Origin of the sequence: Rhodopseudomonas palustris (genome assembly GCF_003226555.1) — a bacterium.
GTDB classification, from domain to species: Bacteria; Pseudomonadota; Alphaproteobacteria; order Rhizobiales; family Xanthobacteraceae; genus Rhodopseudomonas; species Rhodopseudomonas palustris_I.
The window spans coordinates 696,100-717,072 of the sequence record NZ_QKQS01000023.1 but is presented as its reverse complement, the minus strand read 5'-3'; the positions used below and the strand labels follow the sequence as shown (position 1 = coordinate 717,072).

Here is a 20,973-nt window from a genome sequence, read left to right as displayed (position 1 = left end):
AAGCATCACCGACCATGTCCATTCTGATCGACAGCAACACCCGCGTTATCTGCCAGGGCTTCACCGGCAAGAACGGCACCTTCCATTCCGAGGCGGCGATCGCCTACGGCACCAAGATGGTCGGCGGCACCTCGCCGGGCAAAGGCGGCTCGACCCATCTCGGCCTGCCGGTGTTCGATACGGTCCGTGAGGCCCGCGACAAGACCGGGGCGGATGCGTCGGTGATCTACGTGCCGCCGCCGGGTGCTGCGGATGCGATCTGCGAGGCGATTGACGCGGAAATCCCGCTGATCGTCTGCATCACCGAGGGCATCCCGGTGCTCGACATGGTGCGGGTGAAGCGGTCGCTGAACGGCTCGAAGTCGCGGCTGATCGGGCCGAACTGCCCGGGCGTCATGACGGCCGGCGAGTGCAAGATCGGCATCATGCCGGCCAATATCTTCAAGCCGGGCTCGGTCGGCATCGTGTCGCGCTCCGGCACCCTGACCTATGAGGCGGTGTTCCAGACCTCCGCCGAGGGCCTCGGCCAGACGACTGCGGTCGGCATCGGCGGCGACCCGGTCAAGGGCACCGAGTTCATCGACGTGCTGGAGATGTTCCTCGCCGACGACAAGACCGAGTCGATCATCATGATCGGCGAGATCGGCGGTTCGGCGGAAGAAGACGCCGCCCAGTTCCTGATCGACGAGGCCAAGCGCGGCCGCAAGAAACCGACGGTGGGATTCATCGCCGGCGTCACCGCCCCTCCCGGCCGCCGCATGGGCCACGCCGGCGCGATCATTTCAGGCGGTAAGGGCGATGCGGCATCGAAGACCGCTGCCATGGAAGCTGCCGGCATCACCGTATCGCCGTCGCCGGCGCGTCTCGGCAAAACGCTTGCCGAAAAATTGAAGTCCTAATTCAAACCTTGTGTCGTTCCGAGCTTACATTTCCCTAGAATAGGATAAAAGGTGCACTATGTTGCTGATCCGGTAACCGGATCAGCTTATCGCGATTAAGTCGCGATCTCATAATCAGGAAGCAATCATGTCTCGCCAGGACGCGAATGCCGCTTTCGCCCTGTCTTCCTTTCTACAGGGCGCCAACGCCACCTATATCGACGATTTGTACTCTCGGTACGAAAACGATCCGTCCTCGGTCGATGCCGACTGGCAGGCATTCTTCCAGAGTTTGAAAGACAGTCCCGGCGACATCCAGAAGAACGCCGAGGGTCCGTCCTGGGAGCGGCCGAACTGGCCGCTGACCCCGCAGGACGATCTGACCTCGGCGCTCGACGGCAATTGGAATCAGGTCGAAAAGAACGTCGGCCAGAAGATTCAGGCGAAGGCCCAGAGCCGCGGCGTCGAGCTGTCTTCGGCCGACGTGCTGCAGGCGACCCGCGATTCGGTTCGGGCCCTGATGCTGATCCGCGCCTACCGGATGCGCGGCCATTTTCACGCCAAGCTCGATCCCCTCGGCCTGTCGCCGGCGCGCGACCATGAAGAGCTCGATATCCGATCTTATGGGTTCACTGAGGCCGATCTCGACCGCAAGATCTTCCTCGATCACGTTCTCGGCCTCGAATACGGGTCGTTGCGCGACATTGTTGCGATCTGCGAGCGCACCTACTGCCAGACCATGGGCATCGAATTTCTGCACATCTCCAATGGTGCGCAGAAGGCCTGGCTCCAGGAGCGGATCGAAGGTCCGGACAAGGAGATCAGCTTCACCCGCGAGGGCCGGCGCGCGATCCTGATGAAGCTGATCGAAGCCGAAGGCTTCGAGAAGTTCTGCGACCTGAAGTTCACCGGCACCAAGCGATTCGGTCTCGACGGCGGTGAAGCGCTGATCCCGGCGCTGGAGCAGATCATCAAGCGCGGCGGCAATCTCGGCGTGCGCGAGATCGTGCTCGGCATGCCGCATCGCGGCCGCCTCAACGTGCTGACCCAGGTGATGGCCAAGGCCCACCGGGCGCTGTTCCACGAGTTCAAGGGTGGCTCGGCCAACCCAGACGAAGTCGAAGGCTCGGGCGACGTCAAATATCACCTCGGCGCCTCGTCGGACCGCGAATTCGACCACAACAAGGTCCACCTGTCGCTGACCGCCAATCCGTCGCATCTCGAGATCGTCGATCCGGTGGTGCTCGGCAAGGTGCGCGCCAAGCAAGACCAGCATGGCGATCTGCCCGAGGAGCGGGTGTCGGTACTCCCGCTGCTGATGCACGGCGACGCCGCGTTCGCCGGCCAGGGCGTGGTCGCGGAGTGCTTCGCGCTGTCCGACCTGAAGGGCTACCGCACCGGCGGTTCGATCCACTTCATCGTCAACAACCAGATCGGCTTCACCACCTATCCGCGCTATTCGCGGTCGTCGCCGTATCCGTCGGACGTGGCGAAGATGATCGATGCGCCGATCTTCCACGTCAACGGGGACGATCCGGAGGCGGTGGTGTTCGCCGCCAAGATCGCGGTCGAGTACCGGCAGAAGTTCCATAAGCCGGTCGTGATCGACATGTTCTGCTACCGGCGTCACGGCCACAACGAAGGCGATGAGCCGTCGTTCACCCAGCCGATGATGTACCGCAAGATCGCCGGGCATCCGACCACGCTGGAAATCTACTCCAAGCGCCTGATCGCCGACGGCGTCATCACCGAGGGCGAAGTCGACAAGGCGCGGGCCGATTGGCGCGCCCGGCTCGATGCCGAATTCGAAGCCGCTTCGAGCTATCGCCCGAACAAGGCCGACTGGCTCGATGGCAAATGGGCCGGCTTCAAATCCGCCGACCAGGAAGAAGAGCCTCGGCGCGGCATCACCGGCGTCGATTTGCCGAGCCTCAAGGAAATCGGCCACAAGATCACCAGGGTGCCGGAAGGATTCCGGCTGCACCGGACCGTGCAGCGCTACCTCGAGAACCGCGCCAAGGCGATCGACAGCGGCAACGGCATCGACTGGGCGACCGGCGAGGCTTTGGCGTTCTGCACCATGCTGCTGGAAGGTCATCGCATCCGTCTGTCTGGACAGGACTCCGAACGCGGCACCTTCTCGCAGCGCCATTCGGTGCTGATCGATCAGGAAGACGAGACCCGTTACACCCCGTTCAACCACCTCTCGCCCGATCAGGGCCACTACGAGGTGATCAATTCGCTGCTGTCCGAAGAAGCGGTGCTCGGCTTCGAGTACGGCTACTCGCTGGCGGAGCCGAATGCGCTGACGCTGTGGGAAGCCCAGTTCGGCGACTTCGCCAACGGCGCGCAGGTGCTGTTCGACCAGTTCATTTCGTCGGGCGAACGCAAGTGGCTGCGCATGTCCGGCCTGGTCTGCCTGCTGCCGCACGGCTACGAGGGGCAGGGGCCGGAGCACTCCTCGGCCCGCCTCGAGCGCTATCTGCAGATGTGCGCCGAAGACAACATGCAGGTGGTGTATCCCACCACCCCGGCCAACTACTTCCACGTGCTGCGCCGTCAGCTCAAGCGCGAGATCCGCAAGCCCTTGATCTTGATGACGCCGAAGTCGCTGCTGCGCCACAAGCGGGCAGTCTCGCGGCTCGACGAGCTCGGTCCGGACACCAGCTTCCATCGGATCCTGCTCGACGACGCGCAGACGCAGCCGGACGAAAAGACCAAGCTGACGGCGGACGCCAAGATCCGCCGCGTCGTGGTCTGCTCCGGCAAGGTCTATTACGATCTCTATGACGAGCGCGAAAAACGCGGCATCGACGACGTCTATCTGCTGCGCGTGGAGCAGCTCTATCCGGTACCGTTGAAGACCCTGGTGCACGAGCTGTCGCGCTTCAAGGATGCGGAACTGGTGTGGTGTCAGGAAGAGCCCCGCAACATGGGCGGCTGGCACTTCATCGAGCCGTATCTGGAGTGGGTGCAGAATCAGATCGAAGCCAAGCATCGCCGGCCGCGTTACGCCGGCCGACCTGCTTCGGCGGCGACCGCGACCGGTCTGATGTCGAAGCACGTGGCGCAGCTCAAGGCGTTCCTCGACGACGCGTTGCGTTGACGCATCGGGCCGCCGCCTGACGGCGGCCCTTCGGTATTTCCTGAGTTTGGATCACGGGGCGGGCGCCGGCGCGACAGCCGCGACGCTGCAAAAGGACGATAACGATGACTGAAATTCGCGTTCCGACGCTCGGAGAATCGGTGACCGAGGCGACCATCGGCCGCTGGTTCAAGAAGCCTGGTGAAGCGGTGGCGGTCGATGAGCCGTTGGTTGAACTCGAAACCGACAAGGTGACGATCGAGGTGCCGGCCCCGTCGGCCGGCACGCTCGGCGAAATCGTCGCCAAGGATGGCGAGACCGTCGCGGTCGGCGCGCTGCTCGGGCAGATCACCGACGGTGCCGCCCCGGCCAAGTCGGCGGCTGCAGCTCCCGCCAAGCCGGCGGCCCCCGCGCCGGCTCCGGCTGCGCCTGCCCCGGCGGCAGCTCCCGCCGCCAAGACCCCGCCGTCCGACGCGCCGTCGGTGCGCCGGCTCTCGGCCGAAAGTGGCGTCGACGCATCGACTGTGCCGGGCTCCGGCAAGGACGGCCGCGTCACCAAGGGCGACATGCTGGCGGCGATCGAGAAGGCCGCCTCGGCGCCGACCCCGGTCAATCAGCCGGCCGCCGCCGTGCAGGTCCGCGCCCCGTCGCCGGCTGACGATGCCGCGCGCGAAGAGCGGGTGAAGATGACCCGGCTGCGCCAGACCATCGCGCGCCGGCTCAAGGAAGTTCAGAACACCGCCGCGATGCTGACGACCTTCAACGAGGTCGACATGACCAACGTCATGGCGCTGCGTGCCCAGTACAAGGACGTGTTCGAGAAGAAGCACGGCGCCAAGCTCGGCTTCATGGGCTTCTTCACCAAGGCCTGCGTCCAGGCGCTGAAGGACATCCCGGCGGTCAACGCCGAGATCGACGGCACTGACCTGATCTACAAGAACTACTACCATGTCGGCGTCGCGGTCGGCACCGACAAGGGCTTGGTGGTGCCGGTGGTGCGCGACTGCGACACCAAGTCGATCGCCGACATCGAGAAGAACATCGTCGATTTCGGCAAGCGCGCCCGCGACGGCCAGCTCAAGATCGAAGAGATGCAGGGCGGCACCTTCACCATCACCAATGGCGGCATCTACGGCTCGCTGATGTCGACCCCGATCCTAAACGCGCCGCAGTCCGGCATTCTCGGCATGCACAAGATCCAGGAGCGGCCGGTGGTGGTCGGCGGCAAGATCGAAGTCCGCCCGATGATGTATCTGGCGCTGAGCTACGATCACCGCGTGATCGACGGCAAGGAAGCGGTGACCTTCCTGGTTCGCGTCAAGGAGAGCCTGGAAGATCCGGCGCGTCTGGTGCTGGATCTCTAAGACTGCTGTCAACGCGGGCGGCGCAGCTCCGACGCGCCGCCGCTGACCTTGGGGGAAACGATGCCGCCGATGCCGACCGAAATCACGGTGCTGGGCTGGAGCGTGGTGCTGCTGATCGTGCAGATGTTTCTCGCCTCGATCCCCACCACTTTGGAGCTCGGCGGCGCCTATCAGGCCGGCCCGCGCGACGAGCCGCGGACGCCGAAGGGCCGCTTCGCCGGTCGTGCCGCGCGTGCCTTCCGCAATCTGCTCGAAACCTATCCGGCGTTTGTGGGTCTCGCGCTGGCCCTCGCGATCACCGGCAAGGCCGGCGGCTACGCCGCGACGGCATCTGTCGTCTGGCTGATCGCCCGGGCCTTGTATGCGCCGCTCTACATCGTCGAAATTCCATTCGCCCGCAGCATCGTCTGGTTCGTGGCGCTGCTGGCGCTGATCGCCATGCTGATCCGTTTGCTGAGCTGAGGTGCGCATGACCGATCGCGTCGTCATCATCACCGGAGGGAGCCGCGGCATCGGCCGCGCCACCGCGCTCGGCTGCGCCAAGCGCGGCTTCAGGGTCGTGATCGGCTACGCCAGCAACGAAGCCGCCGCGAACGAGGTGGTGGCGGAAATCGCGGCCAGCAACGGCAAGGCCATCGCGGTGAAATGCGACGTCGGCGATGAGGCCGACATCCTGGCGCTGTTCGCTGCCGCGGACCAATTCGGCCCGCTCGGCGCGCTGGTCAACAATGCCGGCATCGTCGGTCCGACCGCGCGGGTCGATGAAATGTCGGCCGAGCGCATTCAGCGGATGATGGCCGTCAACGTCACCGGCAGCATTCTGTGCGCGCGCGAGGCTGTGAAGCGGATGTCGACGCGCCACGGCGGCCGTGGCGGCGTCATCGTCAATCTGTCGTCGGTCGCCGCCAAGCTAGGCTCGCCGAACACCTACGTGGACTACGCCGCGTCGAAAGGCGCGGTGGATTCCTTCACGGTCGGGCTCGGCCACGAAGTCGCCGGCGAAGGCATTCGCGTCGCGGCGATCCGGCCTGGTCTGATCGATACCGAGATCCACGCCTCCGGCGGCGATCCGGAACGTGCGCATCGCCTCAGCGTCAACGTGCCGATGCGGCGCGTCGGTCGCGCCGAAGAAATCGCCAATGCCGTCGTCTGGCTGCTGTCCGACGAGGCCTCCTACGTCACTAGCGCCATCCTCGACGTGTCCGGGGGACGATAGTCGCGCCGGCGCCAACCCACAGGATTGAACTATGGCCACCTACGATCTCGTCGTCATCGGCACCGGCCCCGGCGGCTACGTCTGCGCGATTCGCGCCGCACAGCTCGGCCTCAAGGTCGCAGTGGTCGAGAAGAACGCCACGCTCGGCGGCACCTGCCTGAACGTCGGCTGCATGCCGTCGAAGGCGCTGCTGCACGCCTCCGAGCTGTTCGAGGAGGCCGGACATTCGTTCGCCAAGATGGGCATCGGCGTGCCGGCGCCGAAGCTCGATCTCCCGGCGATGATGAACTTCAAGCAGCAGGGTATCGACGGCAACGTCAAAGGCGTCGAATACCTGATGAAGAAGAACAAGATCGACGTGCTGGCGGGCAAGGGCAAGATCCTCGGCACCGGCAAGGTCGAAGTGACCGGCGCGGACGGAAAGGCGCAAACCGTCGACACCAAGTCGATCGTGATCGCCTCCGGCTCGGCGGTGGCGCAGCTCAAGGGCATCGAGATCGACGAGAAGCGGGTAGTGTCGTCGACCGGCGCGCTGTCGCTCGACAAGGTGCCGGGCAAGCTGGTCGTGGTCGGCGCCGGCGTGATCGGCCTCGAACTCGGCTCGGTGTGGCGTCGGCTCGGCGCGCAGGTGACCGTGGTGGAATTTCTCGACCGCATCCTCCCGGGCATGGACGCGGAAGTCTGCAAGCAATTCCAGCGCATCCTCGAGAAGCAGGGCTTCGCTTTCAAGCTCGGCGCCAAGGTCACCGGCGTCGACAGCTCCGGCAATCAGCTCAAGGTGAATGTCGAAGCGGCGGCCGGCGGCAATCCGGAGACGGTGGAAGCCGACGTCGTGCTGGTCGCGATCGGCCGTGTCCCCTACACCGAAGGCCTCGGACTGAAGGAAGCCGGTGTGGCGCTCGACGAACGCGGGCGGGTGGTGATCGACGATCACTTCGCCACCAGCGTCCAGGGCGTTTACGCGATCGGTGACGTGGTGCGCGGTCCGATGCTGGCCCACAAGGCCGAGGACGAAGGCGTCGCGGTCGCCGAGCTGATCGCCGGCAAGGCCGGCCATGTGAATTACGATGTCATTCCCGGCGTGGTGTACACGACGCCGGAAGTGTCGAGCGTCGGCAAGACCGAAGAGGACCTGAAGCAGGCCGGCGTCGCCTACACGGTCGGTAAATTCCCGTTCACCGCCAACGGCCGCTCCAAGGTCAACCAGACCACCGACGGCTTTGTGAAGATCCTGGCGGACGCCAAAACCGACCGCGTGCTCGGCGTCCACATCATCGGCCGCGAGGCCGGCGAGATGATCCACGAGGCGGCGGTGCTGATGGAATTCGGCGGCTCGGCCGAGGATCTGGCCCGCACCTGCCACGCCCATCCGACCCGCTCGGAAGCCATCAAGGAAGCCGCCCTTACGGTCGGGAAGCGCGCCATCCATATGTGACCGAGAGCCGGCGCGAAGGCCGGCCTACGGATGGTGGTGTGATGAAGCGTCGGTTGTGGCAGCCCCTGTGGGTGCTGCTGGCGATCCTGTTCCTGATCGAGGCGTGGTTCTGGGACCACGTCGAGCCGCTGATCGCGCGGATCGTCGCGCTGATCCCGCTGCGCGAGCTCAAACAGCGGCTCGCGCGGTGGGTTGACCACCTGTCCCCGGAAATGACGCTGCCGGTATTTCTGGTCCCGGTGGCGCCGCTGTATCCGCTGAAGCTGTTCGCAATTGCGCTGCTCGCCGAGGGCAAATGGATCGCGGGGCTCGGTGTGTTCGCGCTCGCCCAGGTGTTCGGCCTCGGCGTCGCCGCGTTCATCTTCGACGTCACCAAGCCGAAGCTGCTACAGCTGCGCTGGTTCGCCGCGACCTATCGCTGGGTGATTGAGCTGCGCGCCAAGGCGCATGCGATCGTCGCGCCGGTCATGGCGCAGATCCGGGCCAAGTTCGCCGAGCTGCTGAAGGGCGACGGCGATGGCTGGGGGAGCCGACTGCTGCGCCGGATCGGAGCGCTGCGCCGGCGCATCCGCACCGCGGTTTGATCCTACATCAGATGCACGGCGTGAGGCGCAAACAGGCCGATCGCCATGAAGCCGAGCCCGCCGATCGCCAGCAGGCCGGAAATCCAGGCCAGCACCATCATCCCGGTGATGATCGTCGCCGAGGCCAGCACAATGCCAATCTGGAAGGCGGCGGAAGCGACCTCGTAGTGGTGGTAGCGGGCCATCGCCAGATCGCGCTCGTGCTCGGCGTGCTTGGCGCGGGCGGCGAGTTGTTCGGAGCCCTCGCCGGTCTCGGGCTCGGAGCGATAGCGCGATGCGGTCTTCTGCCAGTCGTCGATCTGCTTCTGCAGCGCCGCCTTGGTGGCCTCGTCCGGCACGGTGCCGAGGCTGAGCTTGGCGTGCTCGGAGACCGCCTGCACGGTGGTGCGGCGAATGCTCTTGGCCTGGAAGAACGCCCACAGGTTGGAGGCTTCGACGTTCTTGGCGAGAGCTTCGGTTTGCGCACCTTTGCCGAGCGTTTCAGAAAACGCCAGGAACAGTGCAATCACCGAAATCAGCAGCGCGATGCCCTTGTTGGAGCCCGACGCATGCTCGGCATGCTCCGCGTGCTCCATGCTTTCGTGCGCGCCCATCGTCCGGAATCTCCTGTCACTGCAATCACTACGTCTGCGCCGAGCAGGCCTTGTAGCACCGCGATCTTGTCAGTTGGATAAATGGCGGGGTCAAGGCCGCCGGAGCCGGACTAACAGCTTTGGCGAACCGCGTTCCGCCGCTCAAGCCCGCGGATGGGCGCTGTTATAGACTTCCAGCAGCCGCTCGGTGTCGATGCCGGTATAGACCTGCGTGGTCGACAGCGAGGCGTGGCCGAGTAATTCCTGGATCGCGCGAAGGTCGCCGCCGCGGCTCAGCAAATGCGTCGCAAACGAATGCCGTAGCGCGTGGGGCGTGGCGCTGTCGGGCAACCCAAGGCCGCCGCGCAGCCGCTCCATCGCCAGCTGAATGATTCGCGGGCTGAGCGGCCCGCCGCGCGCGCCGACGAACATCGGGCCGTCCGGCGGCAGGTTGTAAGGACAGGCCGCCGCGTAGTCGGCGATCTGCGCCAGCACGTTCTGCAGCACCGGCACCATCCGGGTCTTGTTGCCTTTGCCGTGCACGATCAGGGTGTCGCCCTTGCCGGGCGCCGGCACGTCGCGGCGCTTCAGGCCGAGCGCTTCGGAGATTCGCAAGCCGGAGCCGTAGAGCAGGGCCATCACGGCGGCGTCGCGAATCAGCACCCAGGTCTCGCGATCCTCGCCGGCGCGTTCGTCGGCGTCCGCGAGCCGCTTGGCGGCGGCGATCGGCAGCGGCTTCGGCAGGCTCTTCTTGATCTTCGGCGCCCGCACCGAGGCCAGCGCGCCGACCCGGCCCTTGCCTTCGCGTTCGAGAAAGCGCCCGAACGAGCGCAGCCCCGCCAGCGCCCGCATCAGCGAACGGCCGGCGATCTCGTCCGCCCGGCGCGCCGCCATGAAGGCGCGGACATCGGTGGCCTCCAGCCGCGCGAACCGGCCGAGCGTGACTTCGCCGCCCCAATGATCGGCCAGGAATTGCAAAAACTGCCGGACGTCGCGCGCATAGGCTTCCAGCGTCTTTCCCGCCAGACGCCGCTCGGCCCGCAGATGCGACAGCCATTTCGCCATCTCGGCGGTAAGGTCGGCCGCCGCACAGGCGAGTTCGAGAGGCGGAGGCGCGGGTTGGGCTTTGGGCATGTGGTTCGTCGGTCCAACGAGGACTTTCCCCGTCATTGCGAGCGAAGCGAAGCAATCCAGAAGCCTTGCAGCGCGGCACGGATTGCTTCGTCGGCTTCGCCTCCTCGCAATGACGCGGAGGCGGTGTCCGTGATCATAGCCGATTTCCTTTCCCATTGATGAAAGTCGGCTTTGGCGGCACACCGGGCGATGGATGAATTTCCGACCAGCCGCCCGGCCGCCAACGGCTCCGCCAGCGTCGTCGACGTGCTGGTGCCGGTGGCGATCGACCAGGCCTATTCCTACCGGGTGCCGCGCGGGCTTGCGCTGAAGCCGGGCGATGTGGTGGCGGTGCCGCTGGGCGCCCGCGAAGTGCTCGGTGTGGTCTGGGCAGAGAATCCCAATCCCGATCCGCGGCTACACAACCGGCTCAAGGACGTCGCCGAAAAGCTCGACGTGCCACCGCTGCGCGACGAGCTGCGGCGGATGGTCGACTGGGTCTCGACCTACACGCTGTCGGCGCGCGGCATGGTGCTGCGGATGTGCCTAAGAATGGGCGAGCATCTCGGCCCGGAGCGCCAGCGCATGGGGGTGCGGCTGGTCGGGGTGCCGCCGCAGCGGATGACGCCGGCGCGCCGCCGCCTGCTGGAGATCCTGTCGGACGGGCTGCTGCACGGCAAATCCGACGTCGCCAAGGAAGCCGGCGTCAGCCCCGGCGTGATCGACGGCCTGGTCGACGAGGGCACCCTGTCGGTCGAACCGCTACCGCGCGAAAACCCGGCGCCGGAGCCCGACCCGGACTTCGCGCCGGCGGACTTTTCGCCGGAGCAGGCGCGCGCGGCCGAAACGATGCGCGGGCTGGTGACGGCGGGGGGCTTTCAGGCGGCGCTGATCGACGGTGTCACCGGCTCAGGCAAAACCGAAGTTTATTTCGAAGCAGTTGCCGAGGTCATCCGGCAGCGCCGGCAGAGCCTGATTCTGATGCCGGAGATCGCGCTGACCGGGCAGTTTCTCGATCGCTTCGCGCAGCGATTCGGGGTGCGGCCGCTGGAGTGGCACTCCGAACTGACCCCGCGCACCCGCGCGCGCAATTGGGCGGCGATCGCAGCCGGCGAGGCCCGTGTCGTGGTCGGGGCGCGCTCGGCGTTGTTTCTGCCTTACGCGGATCTCGGGCTGATCATCGTCGATGAGGAGCACGACCAAGCCTACAAGCAGGAAGACGGCGCGCACTATCACGCCCGCGACATGGCGGTGGTACGGGCATCGATCGCGAAAATTCCGATCGTGCTGGCGTCGGCGACGCCGTCGGTCGAGACCGAGGTCAATGCCCGCAAGGGGCGCTACCAGCGCATCCCGCTGCCCTCACGGTTCGGCGGTCAGCACATGCCGCAGATTGAAGCGATCGATCTGCGGCGCGAGCCGCCGATGCGGGGCCGCTTCATTTCGCCGCGGCTCGCCGAGCAGATCGGTTTCGCGATCGAACGGCGCGAACAGGCGCTGCTGTTTCTCAACCGCCGTGGCTATGCGCCGCTGACGCTGTGCCGCGCCTGCGGTCACCGCTTCGCCTGCACCATCTGCGACGCTTGGCTGGTCGACCATCGCTTCCGGCAGCGGCTGGTCTGTCATCACTGCGGCTTCTCGATGCCGCGGCCGAACCAGTGCCCGCATTGCGGGGCGGAAGAATCTTTGGTCGCAGTCGGCCCCGGCGTCGAGCGGCTGCAGGAGGAGGCGACGAGCCTGTTTCCCAATGCCCGCACCATGGTGCTGTCGAGCGACCTGATCACCTCGATCGAGACCATGCGCAGCGAGCTCAATGAGATCGCCGAAGGTCGGGTCGACATCATCATCGGCACACAGCTCGTCGCCAAGGGCCACAACTTCCCGCGGCTGAATCTCGTCGGTGTCGTCGATGCCGATCTCGGCCTGTCCAATGGTGATCCACGCGCTGCCGAGCGCACCTTCCAACTACTCAATCAGGTGATCGGGCGTGCGGGGCGCGAGCAGGGCCGCGGCGTCGGTTTCCTGCAAACCCACCAGCCCGAGCATCCGGTGATGAAAGCGCTGGTCGCCTGTGATCGCGAGGCCTTCTACGCCAGCGAAATCGATATCCGCGAGCGGACGCTGTATCCGCCGTTCGGCAGGCTCGCGAGCCTGATCATATCTGCCGGTGACCGGCCGACCGCAGAAAGCTTCGGTCGCCAGCTCGCCAGCGCCGCGCCATTCGACGAGCGGGTGCAGGTGCTCGGCCCCGCAGAAGCGCCGCTCGCGGTGATCAAAGGGCGCTATCGATTCCGGCTGCTGGTGAAATCGGTGCGCGGCTTCGATCTGTCGAACTACTTGCGCTCTTGGCTGGCAAAGGGGCCGAAGACAAAAGGTAATCTCAAGCTCGAGGTCGACGTCGATCCGCAAAGCTTCCTGTGATCTTGCCTGTAGCCTCGGGCCGCAGAACAAAAAGCCTGCCGTCGCAATCGACGGCAGGCTTTGTCACATGACGCCGATCGGAGGACGGCTTTTTGGCTGAACCAATCCCGACGTCAGGCGTTTGAGAAGCAGAGCGAAGAGGGACCGCCTTCGTGCGGTTACATCACTTCCGCAACGACCCGGCCGACACCGCGGCCGGTCAGTCCGATCGCGCGCGCAGCACCGGTCGACAGGTCGAGTACGCGACCGCGAATGAACGGACCGCGATCGTTGATGGTGACGACGACGCTGCGGCCGCCGTGGGTGACGCGCAGCTTGGTGCCGAATGGAAGCGTGCGGTGAGCGGCGGTCATTGCATGCTGATTGAAGCGCTGACCCGACGCGGTGCGGCGGCCAGATTCGTTGCCGTAGTAGGAGGCCATGCCCGAAAAACTACGCCCGCTTCCGTTTCCCAGTGAGGCGTTGGCCGAACGCCAGTCACTTTGATGATGGCTATGGTGATGATGGTGGCGTTGATGTCGGCTTTTCGCTGAGGCTTCGCCGATCGATCCGCCAAGGAAGACAGAGGCGACGATCATCGCCGCGGCCGTGGCCGGCCCGGTGGTGAGCAGCGCCGGTGTTTTCTTTCGAACCATATCCTATCCTTAAGTCGAGTATTGCCTTACATGCGGCAAGTGGAACCCCCGTCCCTGTGTTCGCGGGCGAACGAGTGGTCTTGTAATGAGGCTTAATATTGACGGTCAATCAGTCATATTTCAGGGCGCAATATTTGGTGATCCTTCGGATCACGATGCGGTACTCTGATATCAACAGATATTATACTTACACATTACTTGGTTCGTTGAACGAGTATTGAATTACGAAGTTTTCATGAATGCCGACTGCGAATCACGCAAGTAATCGCCTGTTAAGGCCGAGTGCTCGCGGTGCGGCCATTTCTGCAACCATAGATAGAGAAGTTGTGATCAGGCGGATTAGCCCCATGCGTGAGGCGAAGGGGTTGCGGCGGTGGTTCGGCGTCTCGCGAGCTCTACTCACGGTGACTGAGTGTTGGCGTCGCGTCGCTCCGTCGATGCTCGGAGAGCCCGTGATCCACGGCGGGCCGAAGTGCTGTTTCGTCCGCCCCGCCGGTTGATCTGCAACAAGGCGCCGCGGGCTCGTGCCATCGTGTTGCACCTCCGCGCGCGCTATGTTAGCAAAGCCGCGATTTTAAAGGCCGCCGGACCATCGTGCCGGTCAGAAATCGAAGTCCAGCTTGAATTCCAAGGGCTTAAATCGGGGGCGCCGCTTCGTGGCGACGGTTTTTTCCTTGGCCATTTGACAGCAAGAAGAGCGCGCTCGTGGCATCTGAAGATCCATCGGTTTCCGGAGTCTCCGGTCGTTACGCGACCGCTTTGTTTGAACTGGCCCGCGACGAGAAATCCATCGATGCGGTGATGGCCGATCTGGACAAGTTCAGCGCCATGCTGGCGGGCAGCCCCGATCTGGTTCGCCTGGTCCGTAGCCCGGTGTTCGCCTCCGAGGTGCAGGGCAAGGCGCTGGCCGCGGTGCTCGACAAAGCGGGCATCACCGGCATCAGCGCCAATTTTCTGAAGGTCCTCGCTGCCAACCGCCGGCTGTTCGTGGTCGCCGACGTGATCCGCGCCTATCGCGCGCTCGTCGCCAGGTTCAAGGGCGAAGCAACTGCCGACGTGACCGTGGCCGAGAAGCTCAGCGACAAGAATCTCGAAGCGCTGAAGGCGGCCCTGAAGTCGGTCACCGGCAAGGATGTCGCTCTCAATATCAATGTCGATCCGGCGATCATCGGCGGGCTTGTCGTCAAGCTCGGTAGCCGAATGGTCGACAGTTCGCTCCGCACCAAACTCAATTCGATCAAGCACGCGATGAAAGAGGCAGGCTGATGGACATCCGCGCCGCGGAAATTTCCGCGATCCTCAAGGACCAGATCAAGAATTTCGGCCAGGAAGCCGAAGTCTCCGAGGTCGGACAGGTGTTGTCCGTCGGCGACGGTATCGCCCGCGTTTATGGCCTGGACAATGTGCTCGCCGGTGAAATGGTCGAGTTCGAGAACGGCACCCGCGGCATGGCGCTGAACCTCGAAACCGACAACGTCGGCGTCGTGATCTTCGGCGCCGACCGCGAGATCAAGGAGGGCCAGACCGTCAAGCGCACCCGTTCGATCGTGGACGCGCCGGTCGGCAAGGGTCTGCTCGGCCGCGTTGTCGACGCGCTGGGCAATCCGATCGACGGCAAGGGTCCGATCCAGGCGGTCGAGCGCAAGCGCGTCGACGTCAAGGCGCCCGGCATCATTCCGCGCAAGTCGGTGCACGAACCGATGGCGACCGGCCTGAAGTCGATCGACGCGCTGATCCCGATCGGCCGTGGCCAGCGCGAGCTGATCATCGGCGACCGCCAGACCGGCAAGACCGCGATCGCGCTCGACACCATTCTGAACCAGAAGCCGCTGAACGTCGAAGGCGCGCCGGAGAGCCAGAAGCTGTACTGCGTGTACGTCGCGGTCGGTCAGAAGCGCTCCACCGTCGCCCAGTTCGTGAAGGTCCTGGAAGAGCAGGGCGCGCTGGAATACTCGGTCGTCGTCGCCGCCACCGCGTCGGACCCGGCGCCGATGCAGTACATCGCGCCGTTCACCGGCTGCACCATCGGCGAGTACTTCCGCGACAACGGCATGCACGCCGTGATCATCTACGACGACTTGTCCAAGCAGGCCGTCGCCTACCGCCAGATGTCGCTGCTGCTGCGCCGTCCGCCGGGCCGCGAAGCGTATCCGGGCGACGTGTTCTATCTGCACTCCCGCCTGCTGGAACGCGCCGCGAAGCTGAACGACGAGAAGGGCGCCGGCTCGCTCACCGCTCTGCCGGTGATCGAAACCCAGGCCAACGACGTGTCGGCCTACATCCCGACCAACGTGATCTCGATCACCGACGGCCAGATCTTCCTGGAAACCGACCTGTTCTTCCAGGGCATCCGCCCGGCTGTGAACGTCGGTCTGTCGGTGTCGCGCGTCGGTTCGTCGGCGCAGACCAAGGCGATGAAGAAGGTCGCCGGCAAGATCAAGGGCGAGCTCGCGCAGTACCGCGAAATGGCGGCGTTTGCGCAGTTCGGCTCCGACCTTGACGCCGCGACCCAGCGCCTTCTGAACCGCGGTTCGCGCCTGACCGAACTCCTGAAGCAGCCGCAGTTCTCGCCGCTGAAGATGGAAGAGCAGGTCTGCGTGATCTGGGCCGGCACCAACGGCTATCTCGATGCGCTGCCGCTCGGTAAGGTGCGTGCGTTCGAGGACGGCCTGCTGGCGCTGCTGCGCGGCAAGGAGTCGGGCATTCTGGAAGCGATCCGCACCAGCCGCGATCTTTCCGACGACACCGCTGCGAAGCTCAAGGCGGTGGTCGAAAGCTACGCCAAGACGTTTGCTTGATACTGTCATGGCCGGGGTCCTCCCCGGCCATCCACGTCCTCGACGTGGCTATTCGACATCGTGGATGCCCGGGACGAGCCCGGGCATAACGAGTGTGAGGTTCGCGGTCGGATCATAGGTCGGATCGCCGGGGTGGACTGAGAATGGCTTCACTTAAAGACATGCGCGTCCGCATCGCCTCGACCAAGGCGACGCAGAAGATCACCAAGGCGATGCAGATGGTGGCCGCATCGAAGCTGCGCCGCGCCCAGACGGCGGCGGAAGCAGCGCGGCCCTACGCCGAGAAGATGGAAGCGGTGATTTCGAATATCGCCGGCGCCGCTGCGGGTTCGCCCGGCGCGCCGGTGCTGCTGGCCGGCAACGGCAAGGATCAGGTTCATCTGCTGCTGGTCTGCACCGGCGAGCGTGGCCTGTCCGGTGCGTTCAACTCCTCGATCGTCCGCCTCGCTCGCGAGCGCGCGTACGAGCTGATGGGCCAAGGCAAGACCGTCAAGTTCTTCTGCGTCGGCCGCAAGGGTTACGAGCAACTCCGCCGCAATTTCGAGAAGCAGATCATCGACAATGTCGAACTGCGCTCGGTGCGTCAGATCGGCTTCGTCAACGCCGAGGAGATCGCCCAGAAGGTCATCGCCCGCTTCAATGCCGGCGAGTTCGACGTCTGCACGCTGTTCTACTCGCGGTTCAAGTCGGTGATCTCGCAGATCCCGACCGCCCAGCGGTTGATCCCGCTGGAAGTGACGGCGCCCGCCGCCGGCGCGGTGGCCACCTCCTACGAGTACGAGCCGGAAGAGGACGAGATCCTCTCGGGCTTGCTGCCGCGCAACCTCGCGGTGCAGATCTTCCGCGCCCTGCTCGAGAACAACGCCTCGTTCTACGGCGCGCAGATGAGCGCGATGGACAACGCCACCCGCAACGCCGGTGAGATGATCCGCAAGCAGACGCTGGTCTACAACCGCACCCGGCAGGCGATGATCACCAAGGAACTGATCGAGATCATCTCGGGCGCCGAGGCGATCTGACGCGACTTCACAACGATTTACGTCCGGTCGATCGACCGTGGACGGGTTTTCGGACTTCAGGGAGACAGTTGAAATGGCTACACCCGCCAATCAGACCGGACGCATCACGCAGGTGATCGGCGCCGTCGTCGACGTTCAGTTCGAAGGGCATCTGCCGGCCATTCTGAACGCCATCGAAACCACCAACGGCGACAACCGCCTGGTGCTCGAAGTTGCGCAGCATCTCGGTGAATCGACCGTCCGCACCATCGCGATGGACACCACCGAAGGTCTGGTTCGCGGCCAGGAAGTCACCGACACCGGTGCGCCGATCTCGGTGCCGGTCGGTGCCGGCACGCTCGGCCGCATCATGAACGTCATCGGTGAGCCGGTCGACGAACAGGGCCCGATCAGCTCGGAAGGCCTCCGCGCCATCCACCAGGAAGCCCCGGCCTACACCGACCAGTCGACCGAAGCCGAAATCCTCGTCACCGGCATCAAGGTCGTCGACCTGCTCGCGCCTTACGCCAAGGGCGGCAAGATCGGCCTGTTCGGCGGCGCCGGCGTCGGCAAGACCGTGCTGATCCAGGAACTGATCAACAACGTCGCCCGCGCCCACGGCGGTTACTCGGTGTTCGCCGGCGTCGGCGAGCGGACCCGCGAAGGCAACGACCTCTATCACGAGTTCATCGAGTCCGGCGTCAACAAGAAGGGCGGCGGCGAAGGCTCCAAGTGCGCCCTGGTGTACGGCCAGATGAACGAACCCCCGGGCGCCCGCGCCCGCGTCGGCCTCACCGGTCTGACCGTCGCCGAGCACTTCCGCGATCAGGGCCAGGACGTGCTGTTCTTCGTCGACAACATCTTCCGCTTCACCCAGGCCGGCTCGGAAGTGTCGGCGCTGCTCGGCCGTATCCCGTCGGCGGTGGGTTATCAGCCGACGCTCGCGACCGACATGGGCGCGCTGCAGGAGCGCATCACCACCACCACCAAGGGTTCGATCACCTCGGTGCAGGCGATCTACGTGCCGGCCGACGACTTGACCGACCCGGCGCCGGCGACCTCGTTCGCGCACTTGGACGCCACCACCGTGCTCAACCGAGCGATCTCGGAAAAGGGCATCTACCCGGCGGTGGACCCGCTCGACTCGACCTCGCGCATGCTGTCGGCCTCGATCGTCGGCGAAGAGCACTACACCACCGCGCGCATGGTTCAGCAGATCCTGCAGAAGTACAAGTCGCTGCAGGACATCATCGCCATCCTGGGCATGGACGAACTGTCCGAAGAGGACAAGCTGACCGTGGCTCGCGCCCGTAAGATCGAGCGCTTCCTGTCGCAGCCGTTCTTCGTCGCCGAAGTGTTCACCGGTTCGCCGGGTAAGTTCGTCGACCTCGTCGATACCATCAAGGGCTTCCGCGCGATCTGCGAAGGCAAGTACGACCACCTGCCGGAAGCGGCGTTCTATATGGTCGGCACCATCGAAGAGGCGGTCGAGAAGGGCAAGAAGCTCGCCGCCGAGGCGGCCTGAGCCGAGAGAGCACGTCATGGCCGGGTTCGACCCGGCCATCCATCGCCTCAAATCAGTTTCACTGATGGACCCGCGGGTCGAGCCCGCGGGTGACCGCAGAGAGAGCAGCGAGCATGTCCACCTTCCACTTCGATCTGGTTTCGCCCGAACAAGTCGCCTTCTCCGGCCAAGTTGATCAGGTCGATATTCCGGGCGCTGAGGGTGACTTCGGCGTGCTCGCCGGTCATGCACCGGTGGTGGCGGTGATCCGTCCCGGCATCCTCACCGTGACCGCGGGGGCCAACAAGCAGAAAATCGTGGTGCTCGGCGGCATCGCCGAAGTGTCCGAGAAGGGCCTGACCGTGCTGGCCGACGTCGCCACGCCGGCTCCGGACGTGGATCTGGCAGAATTTGCCGCGACCATTCAGACCATGGAGCAGCAGCTTCCCGGCAAGGTCGGTGACGCACTCGACAGCGCGATCGAGCGCCTGGATCACTTCAAGAGCATCCAGCACGAGCTCAACACCACCGCGATGCACTGACGTCGCCGTCAGGTGCGCTGAAGTTTCGAATGGCCGGGCCTCGTCCCGGCCATTTGCTTTTGAGGCTCCGGCGTCATTCCGGGGCGAGGGCAACGTCCGCGAACCCCGAATCTCGACGTTGCTGACTCTTCGTTCAATCACCTCTAGATTCCGGGTTCGCGAGCCGATCGCTCGCGCCCCGGAATGACGCGTGGAGGCAGCTATACAAACCGCGCAAAGCTCCGCGCCACCTCGCGATAGACTTCCCGTCGGAACGGCACGACGAGGTCGGCGACGCGGTCGAGCGGCTCCCAGCGCCAAGCGTCGAATTCCGGCGGCATGCCGTTGCGGACGGCGAGCGGATTGATCTCGGTGTCGCTGCCGGTGAAGCGCAGCGCGAACCATTTCTGGCGCTGGCCGCGAAACACCGCCAGGCGATGGGCGGGACCGTCGTAAGGCGGGAAGTCGTAGCTGACCCAATCGGTTTCGCCGAGGATCTCGGCGTTGGTGACGCCGGTTTCCTCCCAAAGCTCGCGCATCACCGCGACCCGCGGCTCTTCGCCCTCGTCGATGCCGCCCTGCGGCATTTGCCATTCGAGGCCCGGCAGAATGATCTCGGGGCCGTCGTCGCGAAACCGTCGCCCGATCAGGACACGACCATCGTCGCCGAACAACGCAATGCCGACGTTGCGGCGGTAGGGCAGCGACTCGACGGGCGGGCGCGCGGTCACGACGCCATCAGGGTGCGGAAGTAGCCGATGGTTTCCTTCAGACCGTCGGCGAGCGGCACTTGCGGCTCCCAGCCGAGCTCGCGCCGTGCCAGCGAGATATCAGGCTGACGCTGCCGCGGATCGTCTGACGGCAGCGGCATCATCACCAGCTTCGACTTCGAGTCCGTCATCTCGATCACCATCTCGGCGAGCTGGCGGATGGTGAACTCCACCGGGTTGCCGAGATTGACCGGACCGATGAATTCGTCGCCGGTGGCCATCAATCTAGCGAAGCCGTCGAGCAGGTCGGTGACATAGCAGAACGAGCGCGTCTGGCTGCCGTCGCCGTAGATCGTAATGTCGTTGCCGGACAGCGCCTGGACGATGAAATTCGACACCACGCGGCCGTCATTCGGATGCATCCGCGGCCCGTAAGTATTGAAAATCCGCGCCACCTTGATGCGTACTTTGTGCTGACGGTGGTAATCGAAAAACAGCGTTTCAGCAGCTCGCTTGCCTTCGTCGTAGCAGGCGCGGATGCCCATCGGATTGACGTGGCCCCAATAGCTTTCCGGCTGCGGATGCACGGTCGGATCGCCGTAAACCTCGCTGGTCGAAGCCTGAAAAATCTTCGCACGGGTGCGCTTGGCAAGGCCGAGCATGTTGATCGCGCCGTGCACCGAGGTTTTCAGCGTCTGCACCGGATCGTGCTGATAGTGAACCGGAGAGGCCGGGCAGGCCAGATTGTAGATGTCGTCGACCTCGACATAGAGCGGAAAGGTCACGTCGTGGCGCATCACTTCGAAGTGCGGGGTGCCGACCAGATGCTCGATGTTGCGGCGCCAGCCGGTGAAGTAATTGTCGACGCACAGCACCTCGTGGCCTTCGGCGAGCAGCTTGTCGCAGAGGTGCGAACCGATGAAGCCGGCGCCGCCGCTCACGAGAATTCGTCGGGACAATCGCATCGCTGGGTCCTGGGCTGGGGCGGGTTCGAGCGTGCCGCAGTCGCGGGAACGGGTGCCCATTTGGCTCAAAAGGACGGCCGAGCGCGGTCGCCGCGGCCGTTTTCCGCCGCATTGAATGGCAAGAAACCCCATGCTAGGCAAGCGCCGAAACCGGCCCATCGCCGACGCCCTGGG

At 64.9% G+C, this 20,973-nt stretch carries 18 protein-coding genes; 13 read left to right on the top strand and 5 right to left on the bottom strand.

Annotated elements, in window-relative coordinates:
- Positions 1–14: 14 nt before the first annotated feature.
- From sucD to DNX69_RS15775, 7 genes are all read left to right on the top strand, one after another.
- Positions 15–899 (top strand): succinate--CoA ligase subunit alpha, encoded by an 885-nt coding sequence (sucD, locus tag DNX69_RS15805; RefSeq protein ID WP_110786906.1) that lies wholly within the window; start codon positions 15–17, stop codon positions 897–899.
- A 127-nt stretch (positions 900–1,026) separates the two neighbouring features.
- A complete protein-coding gene (locus tag DNX69_RS15800; protein ID WP_110786905.1) occupies positions 1,027–3,984 on the top strand; it encodes a 2-oxoglutarate dehydrogenase E1 component in 2,958 nt (985 codons plus the stop codon).
- Between the two features lie 104 nt (positions 3,985–4,088).
- The gene (gene odhB, locus DNX69_RS15795) at positions 4,089–5,327 is read left to right on the top strand and encodes a 2-oxoglutarate dehydrogenase complex dihydrolipoyllysine-residue succinyltransferase (RefSeq protein WP_110786904.1); all 1,239 of its coding nucleotides are present in this window, start codon (positions 4,089–4,091) and stop codon (positions 5,325–5,327) included.
- A gap of 60 nt (positions 5,328–5,387) precedes the next feature.
- Positions 5,388–5,789, top strand: a complete 402-nt coding sequence (locus DNX69_RS15790; RefSeq protein WP_110787650.1) for an MAPEG family protein — start codon at positions 5,388–5,390, stop codon at positions 5,787–5,789.
- A gap of 7 nt (positions 5,790–5,796) precedes the next feature.
- Positions 5,797–6,543 carry an SDR family oxidoreductase gene (locus tag DNX69_RS15785; protein ID WP_110786903.1) on the top strand — a complete coding sequence of 249 codons (747 nt, stop codon included), beginning with the start codon at positions 5,797–5,799 and terminating at the stop codon, positions 6,541–6,543.
- A 31-nt stretch (positions 6,544–6,574) separates the two neighbouring features.
- Complete coding sequence (lpdA, locus tag DNX69_RS15780) at positions 6,575–7,978, top strand: dihydrolipoyl dehydrogenase (RefSeq protein ID WP_110786902.1); 1,404 nt, start codon at positions 6,575–6,577, stop codon at positions 7,976–7,978.
- A 41-nt stretch (positions 7,979–8,019) separates the two neighbouring features.
- Positions 8,020–8,562: a hypothetical protein gene (locus tag DNX69_RS15775; protein WP_110786901.1), complete on the top strand. Its 543-nt coding sequence runs from the start codon at positions 8,020–8,022 to the stop codon at positions 8,560–8,562.
- A 2-nt stretch (positions 8,563–8,564) separates the two neighbouring features.
- On the opposite strand, the gene DNX69_RS15770 is transcribed toward DNX69_RS15775, so the two are convergent.
- Complete coding sequence (locus DNX69_RS15770) at positions 8,565–9,155, bottom strand: DUF4337 domain-containing protein (protein WP_110786900.1); 591 nt, start codon at positions 9,153–9,155, stop codon at positions 8,565–8,567.
- Positions 9,156–9,296: 141 nt separating this feature from the next.
- Positions 9,297–10,268 carry a tyrosine recombinase XerC gene (locus DNX69_RS15765; RefSeq protein WP_110786899.1) on the bottom strand — a complete coding sequence of 324 codons (972 nt, stop codon included), beginning with the start codon at positions 10,266–10,268 and terminating at the stop codon, positions 9,297–9,299.
- 189 nt (positions 10,269–10,457) lie between these two features.
- Here DNX69_RS15765 and DNX69_RS15760 point away from each other — a divergent pair, with 189 nt between their 5' ends.
- Positions 10,458–12,668 carry a primosomal protein N' gene (locus DNX69_RS15760; protein ID WP_110786898.1) on the top strand — a complete coding sequence of 737 codons (2,211 nt, stop codon included), beginning with the start codon at positions 10,458–10,460 and terminating at the stop codon, positions 12,666–12,668.
- A gap of 158 nt (positions 12,669–12,826) precedes the next feature.
- Here DNX69_RS15760 and DNX69_RS15755 read toward each other — a convergent pair whose 3' ends face one another.
- Positions 12,827–13,303 (bottom strand): septal ring lytic transglycosylase RlpA family protein, encoded by a 477-nt coding sequence (locus DNX69_RS15755; protein WP_110786897.1) that lies wholly within the window; start codon positions 13,301–13,303, stop codon positions 12,827–12,829.
- A 705-nt stretch (positions 13,304–14,008) separates the two neighbouring features.
- Here DNX69_RS15755 and DNX69_RS15750 point away from each other — a divergent pair.
- The 5 genes from DNX69_RS15750 (at position 14,009) to DNX69_RS15730 (ending at position 19,145) form a co-directional block, all read left to right on the top strand.
- On the top strand, positions 14,009–14,569 hold the full coding sequence (locus tag DNX69_RS15750) for a F0F1 ATP synthase subunit delta (RefSeq protein ID WP_110786896.1): 561 nt from the start codon (positions 14,009–14,011) through the stop codon (positions 14,567–14,569).
- Positions 14,569–16,101 carry a F0F1 ATP synthase subunit alpha gene (atpA, locus tag DNX69_RS15745; RefSeq protein WP_110786895.1) on the top strand — a complete coding sequence of 511 codons (1,533 nt, stop codon included), beginning with the start codon at positions 14,569–14,571 and terminating at the stop codon, positions 16,099–16,101. The genes DNX69_RS15750 and atpA overlap by 1 nt, the downstream gene beginning before the upstream one ends.
- A gap of 143 nt (positions 16,102–16,244) precedes the next feature.
- The gene (locus DNX69_RS15740) at positions 16,245–17,120 is read left to right on the top strand and encodes a F0F1 ATP synthase subunit gamma (protein ID WP_110786894.1); all 876 of its coding nucleotides are present in this window, start codon (positions 16,245–16,247) and stop codon (positions 17,118–17,120) included.
- Positions 17,121–17,193: 73 nt separating this feature from the next.
- Positions 17,194–18,624 (top strand): F0F1 ATP synthase subunit beta, encoded by a 1,431-nt coding sequence (atpD, locus tag DNX69_RS15735; protein WP_110786893.1) that lies wholly within the window; start codon positions 17,194–17,196, stop codon positions 18,622–18,624.
- A 113-nt stretch (positions 18,625–18,737) separates the two neighbouring features.
- Positions 18,738–19,145: a F0F1 ATP synthase subunit epsilon gene (locus DNX69_RS15730; RefSeq protein ID WP_110786892.1), complete on the top strand. Its 408-nt coding sequence runs from the start codon at positions 18,738–18,740 to the stop codon at positions 19,143–19,145.
- A gap of 200 nt (positions 19,146–19,345) precedes the next feature.
- Here the strand turns inward: DNX69_RS15730 and DNX69_RS15725 are convergent, their stop codons facing one another.
- Positions 19,346–19,855, bottom strand: a complete 510-nt coding sequence (locus DNX69_RS15725) for an RNA pyrophosphohydrolase (protein ID WP_110786891.1) — start codon at positions 19,853–19,855, stop codon at positions 19,346–19,348.
- Positions 19,852–20,799 (bottom strand): UDP-glucuronic acid decarboxylase family protein, encoded by a 948-nt coding sequence (locus DNX69_RS15720; protein ID WP_110786890.1) that lies wholly within the window; start codon positions 20,797–20,799, stop codon positions 19,852–19,854. Before DNX69_RS15720 ends, DNX69_RS15725 begins: the two co-directional genes overlap by 4 nt.
- Positions 20,800–20,973: the final 174 nt, after the last annotated feature.